Source organism: Rhodopirellula halodulae, assembly GCF_020966775.1.
Taxonomy (GTDB): domain Bacteria; phylum Planctomycetota; class Planctomycetia; order Pirellulales; family Pirellulaceae; genus Rhodopirellula; species Rhodopirellula halodulae.
Window position 1 is genome coordinate 326,882 of record NZ_JAJKFV010000002.1, and the last position, 17,676, is coordinate 344,557.

Consider the following 17,676-nt stretch of genomic DNA (forward strand, 5'->3'; position numbering starts at 1 on the left):
ATCCAATCGCACCGGAATCGATCGCAGAGGGTTCACAACCTCCCCGCGGATGTCGCGAATCCATCACCATGAAGGAGCCCCGCTTCGGCGAAAGATGAACGCATTTTAAAGACACACTGCGTTCTTGCTTCGCTATTCTGTTCAAGCATGTCGCAATTCATGTAGCAGTCCGCCTCCCGATTGTCGCAATTTCCGCCATGAGCTCTCTCGATCCACCTCCGCCGTTATGCGGTGCAATCGTCACCGAGGTCACACTCGTGGACCGACTTGAACGACAAGAACGCGGCGCGTTTCAAAGTGATTCACTGCCCGGCCATCTGATTCACGTCTGCGTCTCGGGAGAGGTCGAACAACGATCGGGCGGCGTGACACAACGGTTCGAAGCCGGCGACGCGGTTTGGTACTACGAGAACGAACCGGTCCAAGGCAGCGTGTTGACCCCACCCTGGATTTTCTACACGGTGAACTTTCAGGCACCGTCGCTGCTCCCGCCACCGCTGCCACAACGGGTCTGTTCAGCCGGCCCGAACGCGGCGGATCGCATGGTCGAATTGCTTGATGTTTGGCGGTCAACAGAGTTGCCGGAAACCCAACGACATCTTCGCGTCCATGCCATTCTGTATGCTCTGATCGCTGACCTGCTGCCAACCCAATCGCAACACCACCGCATTGACGACTCGACACAGGCTTGGTGGCAACTCGAAGTTCAACTCCGCGGACAACTCGATCAACCCATCGATCTCAATCGGCTGGAACAACTCAGTGGCCGATCCCAACGACACATCACACGTGCTTGCCGCTTGGCAACTGGACTGTCACCAATGAAACGGGTCAAACAAATTCGACTGAGCTATGCGCGCGGATTGACACAACTTTCCGATCTCTCCATGACGGAAATCTCCATGCGTATCGGATACACGCGAGTTCAGGAATTCAGCCGCGACTACCACGCAGCGTTCGGCTGCACACCCTCACAAGATCGACTCGCCGGACCAGACTACCGGCAAAGCAAACGTTCCAGCCAACGCTGAAGAAGAGGCACTCCACTTCCGCTTGATATCTCGAACGATCGCCGGACGTTATCGGCCACCGTTGATTGCCAGCGCGAGCTGAATTTCCCCAATGGCAGCACACGGTCGATCCCCGCAAAGACGCGGGAACTAAAAAGCGGTGCGGATCGCCTCCAACGAGACACCGAGCAAATGATTTGCAATCGGATCAAGATCTGCTTCGGTTCCATTGAAATGATAGGTACGTTGGACGTGCCGCATCGCTTCATTAGGCTGCAGAGCCGCAGCGGGAGACGAAGTTTCCAACTCATAGAAAGGTCCCAATGGCGGCTTGCCTGGTTCAGGCGATCCATCGTTGTAAGCATTGATGGCATCCCCGGCGTAGGGCTCGTCTTGCAACTCCCACATCGAATTGACAAAACCGTGCGGAGCCTCCTGCACGTTGTAGGTGACAATGTTGAGGACCTGACCGGCCGCATCGTAGCTTCCAGCGATGCCCTTCGAACGTTGAGACGTGATGCCAATCTTTCCTCTTCGAGTTCCATCGCCTCGGAAAAACAGCTCCTGTTCGCCAACTTTTAAATACTCGTCGGGAACTTTTCCGAAGTAACTGTCATTGACTAACGGTCCAAGCGTTTTCGAATCGCCCGATCGAAAAGGAATCACGACGTTGGTATTGGGGGAAGGATTGTACATGCCCAAAATCCATATGGACAACAGACCGCTCTCTGCTTCCCACGGGCTGGTTCCAGCATTTGTAATTTGATTGTCAGTTTCGTAAGCCACCATTTTCAAGTCACCCGCAAGCGGAATTCCCAACAGCTTCGACGCATCCCGTTGATCTAACAACCTCACCGTGCGGTCGATGTCCACGACAAACTCGGTTCCACTGTGGTTGATCAGCTTGGTTGAATGCTTGAACTTTGCAGACGACGCCGTCTTGTCCAACAGCTCAAATGCTTCGGTATCAATCGCCGCCGGCGTGGACCATTGCGAGAATTCAAATTTTGCGCCGGGTGGAAAGAACAACGCGTACTGCCCACCTTCAGGGCCGAGCCAAAAGCGCTCTTCCCCGCCAAAGACGTAGATATGCTCTTCAAGCGTTCCCTTTTCTTCCTGGTCAGAGAGCAGTCCTCTTTCGATAACGGGACGATTGATCCATCCAAGGCTGGGGCCGGACTCAATGTCAAACGTGCTGGTCATCACACGTGCTTGGTAGGCGGGAACCACCGCGACTGCCGCATCACCATTCTTTAGTAGCACCACCTGCGTGTGTTCATTGAGAAAATCCAGGTCCTCGGAGAACCCTTCACCTGCGGAGGACACTTTCGCAGCGAACACCGTCGTCACTGCAACCAAGAGCAGAATTGTCGATCTGAAACTCATCACAAGTTCGCCCATTTTTCCGGGCTGCAGGCCCATGAAGTCATTCACAATATTCCTTGACATCATCTCAATCCTCCACCGAAGTTTCAAATCGCTGGATGAACGGCAATCGAGTCTTGCCACCGTTCGGTCTACCAATTTCAACACCCCACGCGGGAACCTTTCCCGCACCGCTTTCTGTGAAGGCTTCTGGTCGATACGCACCACCTGCCCAAGGGCCGTCGACAACATCATGCGTCTTTGAAAAATGCACTCCGTCGTCGGCAAAAAGGACCGAGTTGACGATCTGCTTGGGACCTGTCGTTCCAATCATTGCCGCAACGCCTTTTCCCTGCGGCCAAACCAAAACTTCGTGGTTTCCCGGGATAACCGGATTCGCGGGGTGACGAACATACGGTCCTTCCGGGGACTCGGCGATCGCCAGCCCCATCTGCGTTTGCCCTGGTCCTTTCCCGAGCTGCCGTCCCTTGTAGTAAAGCCAGTACTTCCCCTCTCTAACAATCAAACAAGCATCGTCAACCAAGTGGCTGTCAAAGTCATCGGGATCATCACTGTTCTTCAACGCCGGATTGTTCGCGAGACGCGTCCACGGACCATCGGCTGAGTTCGAAACGGCGATGCCGATTTTCGAATCAGGGTTGAACCCCTTTCGATAGTCTCGCGAGGTCCCCGTGTAGAACAGAAAGAAGCGTCCATCTGCCACAAGAATGTTGGGTGTAAAAACACTGGCTCCATCCCAACCTCCTGCCTCACCTTTCGCGAGAGCCAAGCCTTGCTCGATCCAGTCGACACCATTCTCCGATGTTGCATACCAAATCGTCGCGTCATAGCCGGGCGAAATCTTGCCCTTGGAGTACCACACGTAATAAAGATCATCAACTCGGATGATGTCACTTGGATCTCGACGCATGACGCCGGCTTCCGCCCCAATTCCCTTGAGTGGCAGATGGGTCACTTTGACAGCGGGCAACGGTGGCTCATCCGCGTTGATGGTGACCATCGCCACAAATATCGCGTAGTAGCAAACGAGAAACTTGAAGATGCAAATGGTGTGTTTCATGGCCTGGGAGTTTGAAAGACAACTTCTGGATGGAACTTGAACGACCGTGGACGAGACTTTTCGGTAGCAAGTGTGGATGCAATTCAACAACGTCAAGGATCGCGAAAGCTTTGCGGAACGAGTGTGTTATTCGACCAGCGGCGCGGTGAACTCCGTCGACGTTGCCTTCGCATAGAAACCGACGTACTGGACCGATTCTAGATTCGACGGCAACGTGAAACGGATCGTTGTTCCATTGATTTCAGCTGAACCTCTTGACTCGGAAAGATCAATTGAAACCGTAATCTCAAAGGTATCGTCTGGCTTAAAGACCGCTTGTGTTGATGCGGCATTACCGACGTTCGCCCATCCACCCTCGAAAGCGACGTGCCGATTCATGCCAATGGCAGTTCCGATTTTGAAACTCGATTCATTGGTCGGTTCGGACGCCAAGACCAGGGCTCCATTTCGAGTGACTCCACTTTGTTGCGTACTCCGATACTTCAGTTGAATCATGGCTTGATCCACGATCGGATCATCCAACTTCTGCAGCGCGATCCCCTCGGCTTCCGGAGAAATGCGATAGCCAAAGTCCGTCGACGTGACGCTGGATCCCCGAACAACGTCAAAGTCGCCCGTGGTGTCTTTACCGAGCGGTGGTTCCACCGCTGGCGAATTCTTTCGTTGTTTCGGTTGATCGAGCTTCCACCAATCGGGACCTTCGGCCAACACTTCCGCATCATGCTTGATCAGAGCCTCTCGCATCGCGGCAAACTTCTCAGGAAACTTTTTCGAGACATCGGTGGTCTCTTGCCAGTCTTGTTCGATGTTGTAAAGCTCAAACGAACGGAGGTCATCTGACCCAACGATCTTCCAGTCGCCCACCCGCATGCCGACGCGAAACTCCGTCGGTGCCAAGTGGTTCCGCCAATACAACGGCTGCTCGCGTTGGACAGACTGCTCCGCGAACAAGGGCAACAAGCTGGTCCCATCGATGGTTCGATCCGTTGGAAGCGGTATGTCGAGGACATCGCAGATCGTCGGAAAGATGTCCGAACCGATGACCGGAGTTTCGCTCACACTGCCGGCTTTGATTTTGCCGGGCCAACGAACGATGCCCGGGACTCGGATACCACCTTCGTGAGTCGCCCGTTTTCGACCGCGCAATCCACCGGTTGATCCTCGAGTCCGACCTTTAGTTCCATTGCCCTCCGGGCCGTTGTCCGACGTGTAGAACACCACGGTATTGTCGCGATATCCCATGTCGTCAACTGCGGCCATCAGCTTACCGAAGGCGTCATCAAGCTGCGTGATGTTACCATGGTGCTGGCGAATTCCTTCGTCTTCAATATCCGCGTAGTGCTTCATGTATTGGGGAGCGGATTCGATCGGCAGGTGTGGTTCGTGAGTCCAGACGGTGATAAAGAATGGCGTCTCTGAATTCTGCCGGCTCTTTAACCAGTCGATGACCTCGTCGGCCGCGATCACAGCGCTGGGCCCTTCCATTCGCCCAACAGCCTCACCGTTTCTTACATAGTTGATCGGGTTCATATGGTTGGGAGACGCGTTGTTCTGTGTGGCTAGCCAGTGGTCGTAGCCGTGATCATCCGGCTGCGGCTGATCGTCAGAATTGAACTTCCCATTGAGGTGCCATTTTCCGGCATGGCAGGTTTCGTAGCCTCTCTTCTTCAGCAGCGAGGTAATCGTGATCTCGCTGTCACGCAGGTGGTAAATGCTTCCGCCCGGAATCCACCGCCAGACACCATTCCGATAGGGAGTTCGCCCAGTCAGGATTGCCGACCGTGATGGCGAACAGACCGAACATGCCGCATAGCACCGGGTAAGCCGCAACCCTTCACTGGCAAACTTGTCCAGGTTCGGCGACTGGATGATCGGATGGCCGTAACAGCCAAGATCGCCCCAGCCCTGATCGTCTGTTAAGAACACAATGAAATTGGGTGGATCTTCTGCCCCTTCAGCAATGTTGAACGGGCAGAAGGCTGCTAGAGCCAAGACGACGGCAAGAACGGTTTTGGACATTGACAGACCTTAGAAATCGATTTCTTTGATGAGGATCAGTTTTAGGTAGCGGAACTCGTCAAGAGTTTCGAATCTCCCTACCGCCGAACGAAAGTCTTGACGACTTCCGCTACCGTTTTCTGGCATGGTTTGGATGTCGCTTCTGCCGCTGCTTCGCAATTGCTTTGACTATGGCTGGATCCAGAGTGTCCCAATCTTTCTCGTGACTGATCACGGGCACGTCGGGGAAGAGTGAACCGGTAGGACGCTGTTGTCGGCCACGCTGCATAAACTCGCCAAGATTCTGACGAATGGAATCGCCGAGTTCCATCAACTCATTCACAATCTGTGGATTGTCGGCTGCAACGTTCGTGCTTTCCGCTAAGTCTGTGTCGAGGTTGTACAGAACCGGATTTCGAAGATCTGCAAACGCTCTGTTCCTATCCCAAAACGGTAATTGTTCCTGACTTCGCGGCAGATGGAGCTTCCACGGTCCGCTTCGGATGGCCTGGAGATTCTCGCAGTTGTAGTAGAAGAACGGCTGTGCTGTTGGACGCTTGAGCGGAATCCCTTCGAAGAGCGGCAGCAAATTTTCCCCATCGTAAACACGCTCCTTCGGCAACTCCGCTCCGATGGCCGCGGACAGCGTCGGAAACACGTCCATTGCGTTGATACCAACATCGGATACCGACGGCTCTTTGATTCGGGCCGGCCAGTGGAAGATGAACGGAACGCGGTGCCCGCCTTCAAATGTGACGTACTTTGTTCCTCGATATGGTTTGGCGTATTGATTGGCGGTCGGTCCGTTATCGGATGTGAAGATCACGATCGTGTTGTCCGCGATGCCCGATTTTCTCAGCGCGGCCATCATCTCACCGATGCCCCAGTCGAGTTCCTGCATGACATCGCCTCGGACACCATCCTTTGAACTCCCCTTGAAGTCCTTGCCCGCCTGGTACGGCGTGTGGGGATAGTTGTGGGCGTAGTAGAGAAAGAATGGCTCGCTGCGAGTCGCCTGGTCGTGAATGATCTTCGTGACACGTTCCGTATACAGCTGTGTCAGCCGATCAAGCGGCGTTCGTGCAAATACCACTTTGTCTCCGTCGAAGAACTTCGGCGAGTGGCTAAAGTTGCATGGCATGCCGTAATAGCTGTCAAAGCCCTGCGTCCGAGGCAGGAATTCCGGCTCTGTGCCCAGGTGCCATTTGCCGACCATGTGAGTGGCGTACCCGTGCTTGCTGAGTTGCTCGGCAATCGTGATCTCATCCGGACGCAGTCCAAGGAACCAATGGGCTGTCCGATTTGGATTGATTCCCATGTAAAGACCGGCACGCTGCGGATAAGCGCCCGTCAGAAACGCCGCTCGTGACGGCGAACAGATGGAAGCTGCCGTATGGAAATCCGTAAACCGGGTTCCTTCGGCAGCAAGCTGGTCAATGTGCGGTGTCTTGACCTTCTCAGCTCCATAGCAGCCAACGTCGGAGTAGCCCAGATCATCAGTCAGCATAAAAATGATGTTGGGTCGTTCTGCTGCACACGCAATCGAGGATGCGAGCAGCACCAGGCAACCAATCGAATAGGGTCTAATTGCAACGGAAGTCGTCAATACTTTCAACCACACCATTCCAAGACTGAAAGTCTCAACGACTTCCGCTACGACGATCGGCAGCAGACTATTAATGCCTAGCATTTGCTTCACTGAGCTAAATCCTTTGACAGCGGTCTTGGATTCTCGACGAATGCCGCCGGTCGGCTGTTGTTAGCAATGTCGTTTGCAAACTCGTGCAGGTGATTGTTGAGCTGTTTCACAACTTCGGGGTGCGCCTTGATGACATTATTCATTTCTCCAATGTCGTCTTCGAGATTGTAGAGTTGCATCGGTCGACCTTTTTTGGTGTGGAGCTTCCACTTGCCCGATCGGACGGCCGTGAGCGAGTTGCCTTGATGATAAAAGAATGCTTCGTGCGGCGTTGGGGACTGGCCGACAAGTGTCGGCCAGATGTCTTTTCCGTCGATGATGCAATCGGTGGGAAGTTCAGCTCCGGCCAATTTGGCAAACGTCGGAAGCAGGTCCATGGTCGTCATCAATTCATTGTTGTCGTGGCCCGCGGGAATCATTCCGGGCCAGCGGATGACGGTTGGTTCTCGCATGCCGCCTTCAAACGTCGTTCCCTTGTGACCTCTTAGCGGGCCGGGGCTGGCGTGAAGGGTGTTCTTCGGAGGACCGTTGTCTGAGGTGAAAATGACGAGAGTCTTCTCGTCCAATCCATTTGCTTTGAGTGTGTCGAGAATGGTTCCGACCGACCAGTCGATTTCGGCGATCGCCTGTCGGAACAATTCGTCACGCGTGCGATAGTCGATCTTGCCATCTTCGTCCTTCAGCTTCGAAACAACTTCATCGGCGACGCCTTCCATGAACGGCGGAGACACGTGCAGCGGAGCATGAGGAATTGGATGTGGAACATACAAGAAGAAAGGAACGTCTTTGTTCTGCTGAATGAACGATACAGCTCGTTCGGTGATCCGTTCGGTGAGGTAGTCTGCATCCGGATCCATCTCAATCACAGTGTCGCCGTCGAGCAGCGGCAATGGTGGGAAGTCGTATTTGTCCTGCCGTGGATGGAACGGGTGAATGTCGTGACTGTAAGGCAGTCCGAAGAACTCGTCGAAGCCCTGCCGTGTTGGAAGAAAATCTGGCTGATCTCCGAGATGCCATTTGCCAAACATCCCCGTTTTGTATCCAGCTGATTTGAGAACCTCTGCGATTGTCATTTCCTCGGGATTCAATCCCTTGGTATCGCCGGCCAGCAACACTCCAAAGTTCGATCCTGTCGCCATACCGACTCGCTTTGGATAGCAGCCCGTCATCAGGCCTGCTCGAGAAGGCGTGCAAACCGGAGCCGCGACGTAAAAGCTGGTGAGCCGGGAACCTTCTTTGGCCATCTGATCGATACGCGGTGTGCTGACGTGATCTGCTTCGTAGCAACTTAAATCACCGTAGCCCTGGTCGTCTGTGAAAATGACGACAAAGTTTGGCTTGAAGGACGGCACCCCCTCAGTCTTCGAGTAGTGGACTTCGCCAGAAGTCCCTTTCAGCTCGGGAGATTTTGATTTGGAATTCTGGTGAATCCCACTTCTGGCCGTAGGGTACTCGTCGAACACTTTCCCATCGAACTGAAAATCGTCGGCCGTGATGTGACCCCAACCGCCGGTCGCGTTGTCGACGATCTTGATAAACATCTTCTTCCCGGCATGCGGTGAAAGGTCCCATTCGCACTGCTGCATGACCTGGTCACGGATGCCTCGAGCGAACTGAACTTCTTTTCCGTCCGCAGTGCATAGAGCCGCATACGTGTTCGGGCCGTCGCCGCCGCCGACACGGAACGTCATCTTGCCAGATTCGGGAATGAATAACGGTGAGACGAGGATACCCGTTTGAGGGTCACTTCCTTTTTCGGCGTCTGCGGATGCTTCCAATGTCGTCAGGTAGTGTTCACCCTGCTTGTTGTATTCACCTTGGTTGTGAAAGAAACGATCTCGGCTGCCGATGATGTGCCCGAATTCCCCTTCGATGATTCTCCAGGGAGCTAGCTTACCCGATTCAAAATCAAATGACGCGCTGCGTTTACTAGGAGTCGCCTGTGTCTTCTTTGCCGGCTTGTAGTGGACTTCGCTAGAAGTCCTTCGTTTTCGCTTTCCTTGCTTGGGGGAATTCTGGCGAATTCCTCTACGGTACGGTGCAAGCAACGCATTCAGTTCCTTGACGACTTCTGGATGTTGATCATGGACATTCTTTTTCTGGTTCACGTCTGCTTTTAAATCGTATAGCTGAGCGGGCGGCGCGTCCTGCTTGATCTTGCCGTCTTCGATGTCGCTGTTGACGGAGCCCACGAAAGTCGCCGCTGCTGGTCCGGCGAATGTGTGATCGCCTGGCTTCTTCCCCCCGAATCCGCCGCTCCCCTGGTTCGGGATATACATCCACTTTCCTTTGCGAACGGATAGGTGAGTGCCCTTGTGTGGAGCTAGAACCAGATGGTCGCGAATCTGCTCTTCCGGTTCGTCTACGAAGGCAGGAAGCATGTTGACGCTGTCCGCCTGCTGAGCCTTCCCAATCTTTTGTCCGGTTAACGCAGCAAAGGTCGCCAGCATGTCGACGTTACCAATCAACTGATCCGAAGTCGTGCCCGCTTTCACTCTGCCCGGCCAACGCACAATCATTGGCACGCGGTGACCACCTTCCCAGACCCCGAACTTGAACCCAAGCAAGTCACCGTTCTGCCGATGTCCCGCCTGAAAGGCAGCCTGACCACCGAGATTGAACATGCCGCCGTTGTCACTCGTGAAGATCACCAATGTGTTGTCAGCAACTCCGTTCTCTTCAAGACAAGTCATCACCTCGCCGACGATCCAGTCGAGCTCATGGATGAAATCACCATAAAGACCACACCCGCTGGTACCCTGAAACCGTTTGGCGGGAGTAAAGGGGTGGTGAATGTTGGTCGTCGCTAGATACAGAAAGAACGGCTTGTCTTTGTGCTCATTGATCCATTCGACTGACTTCTTCGCCAGCGTTGTTCCGACCTGGTAATCGTTGAACAGCGCGTGAGCCTTCTTTGCTCCACCAAATTGATTGGCACTACGCTGCGCGGCTTCCGGAGGAATGGGTGTGATCGGCGTGATGCCTTTGGCATTCCTGCCGAGATGCACCAGCGGGTCATCCGAATCGCTGCCGACGACGCGATCGTTTTCAACATAAACATAGGGAGGAGCACTGTTGACGACTGGCATACCAAAGTAGTAATCAAACCCAAGATCCTGTGGCCCGGGACGCAATGGTTCCTGCCACTTGTTCGTTCCCTCCCCGAATCCCAGGTGCCATTTCCCGACCACGCCTGTTTCGTAACCCGCGCTCTTGAACACATCTGCGATGGTCGTCTTGTCGGTATCGACAATGAGTCCTGAAGTAATGGGAGCAGGTCCCCAAACGCCTCGGCCACCGCTGGCGTGGACCGGATATTGGCCGGTCAGTAACGCATAACGCGACGGCGTGCAAACCGCTGACACCGAATGGGCATCCGTGAACCGCCGCCCGTCCGCGGCCAACGCGTCAATATTTGGTGTCTGTACTTTGGTAGCGCCGTAACACCCTAGATCACCGTAGCCGAGATCGTCAGCGAAGATCAGAACGACATTGGGCGGCCCTTCCGCTGACTGACAGGACAGAGTCGGAGCTAGATAGATGAAAATTGCCGCGATGGCGAGAACAAATCTTTTATTCATAGTCTTGCTGAATTTTGTGCAGCGGAATTCGTCAAGAATTTCGGCCTTTGCTGGAGTTCTCGAAAGTCTCAACAACTTTCGCTACGATTTTTTGGCAAACCTTCTCTTTAAGCGAGACGTGGTTACGAATGTCCGGTAGTGGATTTCGCCAGAAATCCTGCGGAACAAAGGATTTCTGGCGAAATCCACTACGGTGGGTAAGGACTCGTCTGCATCGCGACTTATCGAGATGGATCGAACTGGAAGAGCGGTTTGACCTCTGACGGCAGCGGTCCAGCATCCTTCGCACGGTACTTTGAAAAGCACTCGGAGTTGGGTTTCTCCGGAAGTGTCGCATGCCAAGCCTGAAGTTTTTCCAATAGTTCTCTGGCGATCTTCGGATGTAAGTCTTTCAGATCGTTCTTTTCCAATGGGTCTTTGTTCAAGTCGTAAAGCCCGAGTACCTCGAAGTCAGAACTGGCGAGCAAACGCCACCTTCTATCCAGGATCGAAAAGACAGGGCCTTTGCTGTTTGGAAGACCTTTCCAAAACAACGGCTTGTTGCGAGATGCAAGTTTGGAGCCTTGCAGTGCCGCCACTTGGCTCATGCCGTCGGGCTCATACCCATCAGGCATGCCTGCTCCCGCGATTTCGCAGAACGTTGGCAGTAGGTCGACAGCGGAAATCCACGAAACATCATCGATCGCACCGGCCTTGATCTTTCCCGGCCAACGGGCGATGAACGGAACTCCAATCCCGCCCTGCAGGATGGACTTCTTGCGTCCACTGCGTCCACCGGTTGTCCCAACACTGCAACCAATTCCAAATCCCTCGCCGGTCGCGGAGTCGTACATGGTGGTAAGCTTGCCGCCTCGGCCGCTACCGGCTGGACCATTGTCCGAGCTAAAGATCACCAGCGTATTGTCGGTTAGCTTCAATCGGTCCAAGGCATCGAGCAATTCGCCGATCCGGTCGTCGGCGTGGGAAAGCACAGACGCGTAGACATTGTCAGGATCATCCAGTTCTGGGAAACGTCGACGATACCCCGGCAAAGTGTGATGCGGTGTATGCGGCTCGTGCATCCATAAGTTAATGAAAAATGGCTTCTTCGCAGCGGAGCTCTTTTCGATGAATGCTATTGCGCGAGCAGCATCCTCGTGTACCGGCATTTGTTCGCCAGAGCAATTGAAGGCACCATACTCGTCGTACCCGTAGTCCATTGGCAACGGCGAATCGGGAATCATGTTGTTGGCGAGATGCCACTTTCCAAAATGAGCCGTCGCGTAGCCGGCCGACTGCAGCATCCGCGGAAGCGTCGGCGTCTTCGGATCAAGCCAGTCCGGCATACCACGATTTGCGTTACTCCTAACCGCCGCGAAATGACCGTCGATGCTGTAACGCGCGGGGAAATGACCGGTCATCACCGCGGTGCGACTCGGAGAACAGACGCCGCTGGCGACCGTGAAACGATGGAAGTCCGTACCTTCTCTAGCAAGCCGATCGATATTCGGCGTCTTTAAGTACGGATGCCCGTGGCAGCCGAGATCGCCCCAGCCCCAGTCGTCAGTAAAGATGAACAGAATGTTTGGCCGATCTGCACCATCAGACTGCTCTCCAGCAAAGACTAGACAGCTTGCCAAGAGGAAGAAGGTCAGCAATTGGACGGGGCGTTTCATAAGTTGGCAATCTGATATTGGGTGACAGACCGTAGCGGAAGTCGTCAAGACTTTCGAAATACGCTGAGCAAAACGAAACTCTTGACGAGTTCCGCTACTCCGAGAATAAGCGGTCATTGGCGTTCTCCTCCGTCTTCTTCTTTCGTGAACGACACACGGTCCGTCAAGAGTTCCACCTCTGTGAAGTAGGCTCCACCGGCCTTGCCGCTGTTGTCGTAGAGATAGGTGACCAGTTCCGTGGGACCGGATGGCAAATCGATTTCAAAGACAATGCTCTTGCTACCTGCTTCCCCTGGTTGCTCCATCGTCCGACCCGAACTGGTGCGATACGCTCCCGTATAGCCCGGATGGTTGCCCGTCATCAGGGCTGCCCGGGTCGGCATGCAGAACGGACTGACGTGAAAGTCGGTCAACCGCACGGACTCAGCGTAGAGCCGATCCAGATTCGTCGTCTTGAGAATCGGATTCCCGTGACATGACAAATCGCCGTACCCCTGATCATCCGTCATGACGAGGATGACATTCGGCTGATCAGCGGCCGATGCACATCGCAGCTGAAAGCAGAGGAGTGCCAGTAGAATGAAAGGGGTTGTTCTCAAGGTGTGACTCACTCGCTGAATGAAACCGACATTCTTTGCATGATCGATTTTGGTTTATTGTCTGTGGAATCGGCCAAACGTTTCTCAAAGTTGGTCTACAAGAAACTGCACTGTGCGTTCGATGATCGTTTCGCGGGACGGATCGATGTCCGCGTCGACCCTGCGCCAGTTATGGCCCGAGTTTTTTATGATCATGATTTCGATCGGCGCGCCGACGGCGTCCGCTTTTTTCTTCATGTAGTACGCGTGCTTCACCGGAATGGTCGTGTCTTTGTCACCCTGGATCATTAATAGTGGAGGGCTATCTTCGTTGATGTAATTGATTGGGCTGACCTCTCGATAACGGACTAACTTTTCTGTCGGCCCTGAATTCGAATTTAGAATCCGAGCGGCGAATCGGTCCCGGAAGTCAGCTCGGTCATCGTGGTTGAACAGGTCCAGGTTCTCAAAGTCACACGGCCCGTACCACGAAACTCCTGCCACCATTCGGTAGTGAGTCTTGGCGAGAGGAACTTCGCCGGGAAGTTGTTCAGGAGAAGTCAGTAAAAGCATCTGTGCGATATGACCTCCGGCGGAGTCTCCCATCACGAATACTCGATTCGGATCGATCTGGAATGTCTCACTGTGCTTGGCCAAATAACGAATGGCGTCCTTGCAGTCGATGACGCAGTCTCGAATCGCCACGCCGCTGTTCTTCTTTGCCAAGCGGTAAGATACGGGTGCGACTGCGAATCCTTTTTTGATTAGTCGCTGGAAGACCAACGCGAATGACCCTCGCGCCGCCTTGTACCGGTTTCCTGCAGCCCACCCGCCCCCGTGGGTAAAGACAACCACCGGGCACTCTTCGGACCGTTTGGAGGTCGGGTAATACAAATCCAGCTTCAAATCCTTACGTCCAACACTTTTATAGACGACTTCAAGCTTGCGATCGCCTCCCGTTTCGAGGTATCTCGGACGTTCGGTCGCGCCCGCCGCCTTTCCCTGACGGCTCGGCCCTTGAGCCGACACTTCACTCGGAACTGCTGCGGCAAACAATGCGACAGCGATCATGTAGCTTCTCATTTATCGGTCTCCGAATCCTGCCATTGAATGCTCGCCGTCCGCTTTTGGATATCGAGCTGAACCGTTGCGTGCTGAAACTCTCGCCAGTAGCGAAATCCGTCTCGAGTTGCAGGCCCCTTTGGCGGACCGAGTGGTCGATCATAGGCTGGAAGCCATCGCATCCAACGGCTATCCTTGTCGGCGGAGTATCCTTCGTGGATGCGAAAGTAACTGTGCTCTTCGGCGCAGATCAGAAAGATGGCCAAAGGAAAGACAAGTGCTTTTCTCGCAGCTTCGTCCGAGCTGATTCTCGCGTGGCTTTCGTCAATGCCGAGATCGCTCGTGTTCTTTGGTGTGTTGAACCCGGTCGTGAACGCGATGATCTTGCCCTGACGTGCTGCTTTTTGAAACGCATCGATACCTTTGGCGACATATGCCTCATAGCTGATGCCACCCACGTTGTGGAAGAAGCCTTCGAGGTAGGATCCGTCGAAGTAATTCAGATACTCAAGTCCCGCATTGTTGAACCGTGCGCGAAGGATATTTCCGACCATCAGCTTGTTCGGGCCGATGGCTCCTCGCGTTTGCTGCATCAACAGGTGGTAGCCGTCCATCGTCTGTTTTTTCTTATTCGCTCCAATCTGTCGGCGCAGGTATCCCGGCTCGAGCGCCTTGATGTTGCCGTCAATGAAGATGCCATCGATCGATGCATCGGCCGTCATGATTTTGCAGGAATCCAGCCACCAATTGCGCAACTGCGAGTTAGACAAGTCGTACGCCGAGACGCGATTGCGAACCAGTTTCGTATTACCGCGATCGTCATGCAGCATGGCTCCGGGGATATCCTCAAGTCGCTTATTCGCCTCATAGCCGCCGTAGTGGACGATTACATTGCGATAGTACAGGAGCGTCGCCTTTGGATTGATCTTCTTGACCGCCCGAGCCGCGATTAACGTTCCCGCTTCGACCGAGCCGTGATCTTCGTGGCCGTTCGCTTTCTCGAACGTGATCAGCGGGAACCTGGCCAGGAATTTGATTTCTTCCTCTGTATACGCTTTGGCTTTTCGAATGTGCATGTACAGAGGGATTCGATCCCACGTGAACGCGGGATACTGACCTTGCGACACACTGTCGCCTATCGACACCTGGGATGCTTCCTGAGCAATGGACAGTGATGAACACCAAATAGAAAGGCTGCTCAATGCCACCAGAACTTTAGGGGTGAGAACTCTCATTGCGCGTTCATTCATCTCCACACGTCTTCACTCAATTCAGGTGTGATACCGTAGCGGAAGTCGTCAAGACTTTCGACGCACCCTATTGCGAAACCAAAACTCTTGACGAGTTCCGCTACTTTGAAAGTCATCTTCAATTCTCGTGTTCGAGTCCAATTTTCGACAAATCGATGGGCACGAATCCCAGCTTCAATGCCGGTGAATCGGGCCGGAGTCGAAAGTCGCCGTTGGCCGGATCAACAAAGAGTGGATCAACAGCGAGGCTGTGAGTGTCGATGCCGTCTCGTTGTTGTTTCTCCAGCATCTGCTTGCCCAATTCCAGATTTCCCACGCAAAAGTAGATGTTGTGATCGGTGTCGGCATCCTTCGCGCGGGCCAATGCGCGCCCGCGGCGATCTTCGGACTGCCTGCGATTGCCGGGCGGCAATTCATCAATGAACGTCGTCTCTCTTCCCGCGGAGTAAAAGATGTTGCGTTTGACCACCGCTTCGTTCATTGGCCCTTCGCGTAACGAGAGGTAGTACCCGCGAGGTGGTGCGATAATGTCGGCGACGATGTTGTTCTCGCAGCGATTGTTCAGCTTCAAAATAATCCCCTGCGAGGTGCACTTATAGATCAAGTTTTCGGCGATGGTTGTATCCATCTGGCCGCCGTCAGTACGAATTGCCGCCTGCATGATCATGGGCGTGATGAGGTGATGAATGTAGTTTCGGCGGATGACGTTGCCCGCCCCCGCCCCGCGGATGTAGATTCCGTTTCCGTCCCCAAGCATTTCCATCGCATGATGGATCTCGTTGGAATCGATGACGTTGTCGTGTGTGTGAAGATAGGGTCGAACGTCTTCCAATTGCGGTTGTTTGGGCAAGCCTGCAACCTCATACCGCCTGATCGTCCTGCTGAGCTCGCGGCCTCGACGCCGGAAGAAATCGGTCATGCAACCAGAAAGGATGATTCCGGTGTAGGGCGTATGGTGCACCAGGTTGTTCGCGATGCGATTCTCGCCACTTTGCCAGATCATGATGCCAGGCGAGTGCGAATAAATCTGTCCGACATGATGGATCTGATTGTTGGTGACAAGATTCTTCCCACTGACGTCCTTCGTCCCTGGGCCATAGCCGCAAAGCAGGATGCCTGTCCCACCGATGTGCTCGATCAGGTTGCCAGACACCGTGTTCTTCTTGCCGTGTAAATCAATGCGAATCGCTCCGCCACCGCTGTGCGCGAACCGGCAACTTTCGATTCGACAATTCTCAGTCCCCCGCAGTCGAACAAGTGAACCCGCTTTGTCATGCATTTCCCAGTCGTGTTGCAGTCCCGCATCTTCGTCAGCGACCGAGTACCGCTCGCCGTGCATGAATGTCAGGCCTCGAAAGCACAGATTTCGAACCGGCACGTCTTCCGGGCCTTCCTTGTCAATGGCTCCTTCAATGCGGATGAGCTCCATCAGCGTGGGCACCAATACTGGCGAGTCATTTCGCGGCCAGAGGTAAAGTCTCCCCTCTTTTGAATCCAATACCCATTCGCCCGGTTCGTCGAGTTCCTCTAAGACATTTTCGACCCAGCACGACGGCGTTTCCTTCAGGAAATGGAGTCGGTTCATCGCGTAGGTTGCGTTGATCGACGTGCGAGCGATCTGCCTTTGCTCATCGACAGATGCCAGCGGCAGGATGTTCACAATCCAAGCATGGTGCGGCCGAACAACGATTTCGACATCACCGAGATTTGGCCAGTTCCTCAAACGCCCCGCTGGATAGTGAAGCTCGTTTCGACTTCCTCCAGTCAGTGGGATGAAGCCCTTCGACCGAGCTCGCGGGAGCATACCGTCAGCATCAAAAAGTGCATGGAACGGGCGGGGGACTGTAGTGGAATTCGCCAGAGTTCCCGACGGAGCGGCTGGCTTCGCTGAGGTGCTTTCGGGACTTCTGGCGAAGTCCACTACGGCGAACTTAACTTTGTCGACAGCCTTTTTCGGTAACTGTGGCGGCACATCCACCAGCGTATTCCAGTCGCTTATCTCTTGAGCGGAACTAAAGACCGGAGTCTCACCGGGATAGGCAGCGTAGGTGATCGTCGCTTCATTTATCGGGGCATCCTGCACCCCAAACACAACGGTCTTGTTCAGGCGGTAGATTCCCCCGCGAATGAAAACGACGACGTCGCCAGAGCGATTCTTACCGGATTTTCGTACAGCATCACGTGCACGCTGGAGTGTCGCAAATGGCCCGTCCGTTCGCAGACCATTTGGTTCTGATAGCGTCCCCGACCATGTGTCAGAACCTCTGGGCGACACATAAAAGTCGGCGGTTGGCTCCGCCGCTTTGCACAGCCCCGTCGCCAACATTGCGATGGCAAATGGGAGCGTAAGGACTAGTTGTTGGAGGAAACGTTTCGTCATCAGTCCGCCTTTGGCCG

The 17,676-nt window shown here is 54.1% G+C and carries 11 protein-coding genes; 1 reads left to right on the forward strand and 10 read right to left on the reverse strand.

All coding sequences use genetic code 11. The features are described 5' to 3' along the window. Positions 1 to 197 precede the first annotated feature (197 nt). On the forward strand, positions 198 to 1,031 hold the full coding sequence (locus LOC70_RS01830) for a helix-turn-helix domain-containing protein (protein WP_230251550.1): 834 nt from the start codon (positions 198 to 200) through the stop codon (positions 1,029 to 1,031). Positions 1,032 to 1,160: 129 nt separating this feature from the next. Here LOC70_RS01830 and LOC70_RS01835 read toward each other — a convergent pair whose 3' ends face one another. From LOC70_RS01835 to LOC70_RS01880, 10 genes are all read right to left on the reverse strand, one after another. Further along, on the reverse strand, positions 1,161 to 2,396 hold the full coding sequence (locus LOC70_RS01835; protein WP_230251551.1) for a DUF6786 family protein: 1,236 nt from the start codon (positions 2,394 to 2,396) through the stop codon (positions 1,161 to 1,163). 67 nt (positions 2,397 to 2,463) lie between these two features. Further along, positions 2,464 to 3,396, reverse strand: a complete 933-nt coding sequence (locus LOC70_RS01840) for a family 43 glycosylhydrolase (protein ID WP_230251888.1) — start codon at positions 3,394 to 3,396, stop codon at positions 2,464 to 2,466. 186 nt (positions 3,397 to 3,582) lie between these two features. Further along, a complete protein-coding gene (locus LOC70_RS01845; RefSeq protein WP_230251552.1) occupies positions 3,583 to 5,475 on the reverse strand; it encodes a sulfatase-like hydrolase/transferase in 1,893 nt (630 codons plus the stop codon). 109 nt (positions 5,476 to 5,584) lie between these two features. After that, positions 5,585 to 7,144: a sulfatase family protein gene (locus LOC70_RS01850; protein ID WP_230251553.1), complete on the reverse strand. Its 1,560-nt coding sequence runs from the start codon at positions 7,142 to 7,144 to the stop codon at positions 5,585 to 5,587. 5 nt (positions 7,145 to 7,149) lie between these two features. After that, positions 7,150 to 10,734, reverse strand: coding sequence for a sulfatase-like hydrolase/transferase (locus LOC70_RS01855; RefSeq protein ID WP_230251554.1), 3,585 nt, complete (start codon positions 10,732 to 10,734; stop codon positions 7,150 to 7,152). Positions 10,735 to 10,955: 221 nt separating this feature from the next. Further along, complete coding sequence (locus LOC70_RS01860) at positions 10,956 to 12,389, reverse strand: sulfatase family protein (RefSeq protein ID WP_230251555.1); 1,434 nt, start codon at positions 12,387 to 12,389, stop codon at positions 10,956 to 10,958. Positions 12,390 to 12,502: 113 nt separating this feature from the next. After that, a complete protein-coding gene (locus tag LOC70_RS24570) occupies positions 12,503 to 12,898 on the reverse strand; it encodes a sulfatase-like hydrolase/transferase (protein WP_390888977.1) in 396 nt (131 codons plus the stop codon). Positions 12,899 to 13,072: 174 nt separating this feature from the next. Beyond that, the gene (locus tag LOC70_RS01870) at positions 13,073 to 14,038 is read right to left on the reverse strand and encodes an alpha/beta hydrolase (RefSeq protein WP_230251556.1); all 966 of its coding nucleotides are present in this window, start codon (positions 14,036 to 14,038) and stop codon (positions 13,073 to 13,075) included. 8 nt (positions 14,039 to 14,046) lie between these two features. Then, complete coding sequence (locus LOC70_RS01875) at positions 14,047 to 15,279, reverse strand: putative glycoside hydrolase (RefSeq protein WP_230251889.1); 1,233 nt, start codon at positions 15,277 to 15,279, stop codon at positions 14,047 to 14,049. A 118-nt stretch (positions 15,280 to 15,397) separates the two neighbouring features. Beyond that, on the reverse strand, positions 15,398 to 17,659 hold the full coding sequence (locus LOC70_RS01880) for a right-handed parallel beta-helix repeat-containing protein (RefSeq protein ID WP_390888978.1): 2,262 nt from the start codon (positions 17,657 to 17,659) through the stop codon (positions 15,398 to 15,400). Positions 17,660 to 17,676 lie beyond the last annotated feature (17 nt).